The sequence below is a fragment of the Streptomyces nanshensis genome (assembly GCF_001751255.1).
Classification (GTDB): domain Bacteria; phylum Actinomycetota; class Actinomycetes; order Streptomycetales; family Streptomycetaceae; genus Streptomyces; species Streptomyces nanshensis_A.
The window spans coordinates 1-4,950 of sequence record NZ_LJGW01000061.1; the positions used below are offsets into that span (position 1 = coordinate 1).

General features: G+C 75.2%; 2 pseudogenes. Both read left to right on the forward strand.

From position 1 onward, the window contains the following. Nucleotides 1–2,934 (forward strand): annotated as a pseudogene (locus AN218_RS39155) (acyltransferase domain-containing protein); the annotation flags it as partial. A gap of 36 nt (nt 2,935–2,970) precedes the next feature. Further along, nucleotides 2,971–4,950 (forward strand): annotated as a pseudogene (locus AN218_RS39160) (type I polyketide synthase); the annotation flags it as partial.

The window sequence follows — 4,950 nt, forward strand, 5'->3', positions numbered from 1 at the left end:
GTCGCGGGGCACTCGGTCGGCGAGATCGCCGCCGCAGTGGTCGCCGGAGTACTCGGCCTGGAGGACGCGGCACGTCTGGTGGTGGCACGCGGCAGGCTGATGCAGGCCCTCCCGGCGGGCGGCGCCATGGCGGCGGTGCAGGCGACGGAGCACGAGGTGCTGCCGCTGTTGCCGAAGACGGGCAAGGTCGCGGTCGCCGCGGTCAACGCTCCCGCCTCCCTGGTCCTCTCCGGCGCGGAGAAGGCCGTACGGCGGATCGCGAAGAAGCTGGAGGACCAGGGGCGCAAGACCACGCGGCTGTCCGTCAGTCACGCCTTCCACTCCCCGCTGATGGAGCCGATGCTCGACGAGTTCCGCACGGTGCTCGGCCGACTCTCGTTCGCCGAGCCGCGGACGGCGGTGAGCGCGGCGGCGGAGAGCAGGCACCCCTTCGCGTCGGCGGAGTACTGGCTGGACCACGCGCGGCACGCGGTACGGTTCGCCGACGCGGTCGCCGGTCTCGGCGCCGCGGACGTACTGGTCGAGATCGGTCCGGACGCCGTGCTCACGCCGATGCTGGCGGACCGTGCCGCGGTGCCCAGCGCCCGGCGCGAGCACGACGAGACGCTGACGCTGCTGCACGCGCTGGGACAGGTCCACGCCCACGGCGCCCCCGTCGACTGGACCGCGGTCCTGCCCGCACGGCGGCCCCTCGCCGACCTGCCCACCTACCCCTTCCAGCACGAGTCCTACTGGCTCCGGTCGCAGCCCGCCGCCCGCACCGGCACGGACACCCTCGACCACCCGCTGCTCACGGAGGCGCTCGACCTCCCCGGTGCCGTCGGCGTCCTGCTCACGGGACGCCTCGCACCGGCCGCCGACCAGTGGCTCGCCGACCACGTCGTCGACGGCACCGTGCTGTTCCCCGGCACCGGATTCCTCGAACTGGCGCTGCGCACCGCACGGCACACCGGTGCGGCCGGCGTCGCGGACCTGGTCCTGCACACTCCGCTGCCGCTGCCCCCGGCCGGGACCGAGATCCAGGTGTGGGCCGCCCCCGACGGCGGCGAACTGGAGATCCGCGCCCGCAGCGGAGGCGACGACTGGACCACCCACGCGACCGGCAGCCTCTCCGCCCAGGCCCCCGCCCATAACTGGAGCCCCGCCCAGTGGCCGCCCGCCGGCGCCGAGACGGTTCCGCTCGACGGGCTGTACGAGGACCTGGCGGACCGCGGCTACCGCTACGGCCCCGCCTTCCGCGGCCTGCGGGCCGTCTGGCGCGGCGGCGAGGAGACCTACGCCGAGGTGCGGTTGGACCCCGCTGAGCACGGCGCCGCCTTCGACCTGTCTCCCGCGCTGCTCGACAGCGCCCTGCACGCGCTGCTGCTCACCAGCGGCGACCACGTCCTGCTGCCCTTCTCCTTCACCGGCGCCGCCGCCGTACCACGGCCCGCCGACACCCTCCGGATACGGCTGACCGGTGACGGCGGCACCGTCAAGCTGGAGGCCGTCACCCCGGCGGGAGAGCCGGTGCTCACCGTCGAATCGCTGACCCTCCGGGAGGCCACCGGAGGAGTGTCCGGCGGCGCCCTGTTCACACCGGGCCTGGAGCCGGCCGAACTGCCGCAGGACGGACCGGCCGCGGAGACCGGGACGGTCCTCCTGCGCCCCGAGGTCCCGGACACCGGCGACACGGCGGCCGACGCGCGCACCGCTGCCGCGGAGGTGCTGACCTGCCTGCGGGAGTGGGCCGGCACCGGAACCGGACGCCTGGTGCTGGTGACCGACGCGGCGGACCCGGCCGGAGCCGCGCTCGGCGGGCTGCTGCGCGCTGCCCGGGCCGAGGCCCCGGAGCGCTTCGGCCTCGTGGAGAGCGATGGCGACCCGGCCTCGGAAGCGGTCCTGGAGCGTGCTCTGCCCCTGCTGTCCGACGAGCCGCACCTGGTGCTCCGCCACGGCGAGGTCCTGCTGCCCCGGCTGGAGCGCGCCGGCACTCCGCTCACGGCCCCGGAGGGCCCGTGGCGTCTGGACGTCGGCGACTCCCGCACCCGTGAACTGGCCCTGGTCCCCGACTCCGCCGCCGACCGGCCGCTGCGGACAGGAGAGGTGCGGATCGCGGTACGCGCCGCCGGCGTCAACTTCCGCGACGTACTGATCAGGCTCGGCGCCTACCCCGGCGAGGCCGTGCTCGGCAGCGAGGCGGCCGGAGTGGTCACCGAGGTCGCCCCGGACATCACCGATCTGCGCCCCGGCGACCGGGTGGCCGGCATGCTCTCCGGCGGCTTCACCCCCGTCGCCGTCGTCGACCGGCGCCTGCTCACCCCCCTCCCCGAGGGCTGGAGCTTCGCCGAGGCCGCGGCCGTGCCGATCGCCTTTCTCACCGCCTGGTACGGGCTGGCCGAGGTGGCCGCCGTGCAGCCGGGCGAGAAGGTCCTCGTGCACTCGGCGGCAGGCGGCGTCGGCACGGCCGCCGTACAGATCGCCCGGCACCTGGGCGCCGAGGTGTTCGCCACCGCGTCCCCGGGCAAGTGGGACGCGCTGCGCGCCCTCGGCCTGGACGACGCCCATATCGCCTCCTCGCGCGACCTGGCCTTCGCCGGTGCCTTCGGCCGGGTGGACGTCGTACTCAACGCGCTGGCCCGGGAGTTCACCGACGCCTCCCTCGGCCTGCTCGGCGACGGCGGACGCTTCGTCGAGATGGGCAAAGCCGATCTGCGCGACCCCGAGGACGTCGCCGCCGACCATCCTGGCGTGCGCTATCTGCCGTTCGACCTCTACGAGGTGGACGCGGACCTGATCGCCGCCATGAACGAACGGCTGGCCGGCCTGTTCGGCTCCTCGGACCGCGCACGGTCCGAGGACTCCGGCACGCTGAAGCCGCCGCCCCTCACCGCCTGGAACCTGCGCCACGCCCCCGAGGCGTTCCGGTACATGGAACAGGCCCGGCACACCGGCAAGGTCGTGCTCACCCTGCCCGCGCCCCTCGATCGCGAGGGCACCGTCCTGATCACCGGCGGCACCGGCGGTCTCGGCGCGCTGCTCGCCCGTCATCTGGTCGCCGAACACGGTGTGCGCCACCTGCTGCTGCTCAGCCGCCGCGGCGCGGACCACCCCGGCTCCGAGGCGGTCCGCGCCGACCTCACCGGCCTCGGCGCGCACGTCACCTTCGCCGCCTGCGACGCGGCCGACCGCGACCGCCTGCGCGAGGTGCTCGACGGCATCCCCGCGGAACACCCGCTCACCGCCGTCGTGCACGCTGCCGGCGTCGTCGACGACGCCTTGCTGGAGTCGCTCACACCGGAGCGGGCCGACGCGGTCCTGGCGCCCAAACTGGCGGCCGCGGCCCACCTGGACGAGCTGACCCGGGACACGGACCTGACCGCGTTCGTGCTGTTCTCCTCGGTCTCCGCACACCTCGGCGTACCGGGCCAGGCGGCCTACGGCGCCGCCAACGCCTATCTGGACGCGCTCGCCGTGCGGCGCCACCGCGCGGGACTGCCGGCCGTCAGCCTGGCCTGGGGACTCTGGGACCAGCACACGGGGATGGCCGCCGGCCTCGACGACTCCGCCCGGCAGCGCTGGGCCGGCCGCGGCATCGCCCCGCTGACGGAGGGCTCCGGCCTGGCACTGTTCGACCGTGCGCTCTCCCTCGGGCAGCCCGTCGCCGCCCCGGTGGCGTTCGACGCGGCCTCCCTGCGCCGCCAGCCGTCCGTGCCCGCGGTGCTGCGCTCCCTGGTCCGTCCGGCCGCCACGGTCCGGCGTTCCCGCGCCGTGGCCGCCGCCCCCGCCGCGACGACACCGGAGGCGCTGCTCGACCTCGTTCTGACACACGCGGCGGCCGTCCAGGGCCACGCCGATGTCACCGCCGTCGACCCGCGCCGCGCGTTCTCCGACGCCGGGTTCGACTCCATGACCGTGCTCGAACTGCGGCAGCGCCTCAGCGCCGCCGTCGAGCGCCCGCTGCCCAGCACCCTGCTCTTCGACCACCCCACACCCGCCGCGGTCGCCGACCACCTCGCCGGGCTGCTCCTCGCCGGGACCACGCGGGAGGAGGCGGCCGCCCCCGCTGCCCCGGCACCCGACGCGGACGAGCCGCTGGCGATCGTCGGCATCGGCTGCCGCCTGCCCGGCGGGGTCTCCTCGCCCGAGGACCTGTGGCGGCTGGTCGCCGAGGGGCGGGACGCCATCGGCGGCTTCCCCGACGACCGCGGCTGGGACCTCGACGCGCTGCGTGAGGGCGGCACCGTGTCCGACAGCCACCAGGGCGGTTTCCTCACCGGGGCCGGAGACTTCGACGCGGGGTTCTTCGGTATTTCGCCGCGTGAGGCGCTGGCGATGGATCCGCAGCAGCGGCTGCTGCTGGAGACCAGTTGGGAGGCGCTGGAGCGCGCCGGGATCGACCCGGCCGGTCTGCGCGGCACGCAGACCGGGGTGTTCACCGGCGCGGTGGCGCAGGAGTACGGGCCCCGGCTCCACGAGTCCAGCTCCGTCGCCGACGGCCATGCCCTCACCGGTACGACCTCCAGCGTCACCTCCGGCCGCACCGCCTACGTCCTCGGCCTGGAGGGTCCGGCCGTCACCGTCGACACGGCCTGTTCCTCGTCGCTGGTCGCGCTGCACCTGGCGGGGCAGTCACTGCGCCAGGGCGAGACCGACCTGGCCCTGGTCGGCGGAGCGACCGTGATGGCCTCGCCCGGCATGTTCGTCGAGTTCAGCCGGCAGGGCGGTCTCGCCACGGACGGCCGCTGCCGGTCCTTCTCGGCCGACGCCGACGGTACGGGCTGGTCGGAGGGTGTGGGTGTGCTGGTGGTGGAGCGGTTGTCGGATGCGCGTCGCAACGGGCGTCGGGTGTTGGCGGTGGTGCGTGGGTCTGCGGTGAATCAGGACGGTGCGTCGAATGGTCTGACGGCGCCGAGTGGGCGNGCGTCGGGTGTTGGCGGTGGTGCGTGGGTCTGCGGTGAATCAGGACGG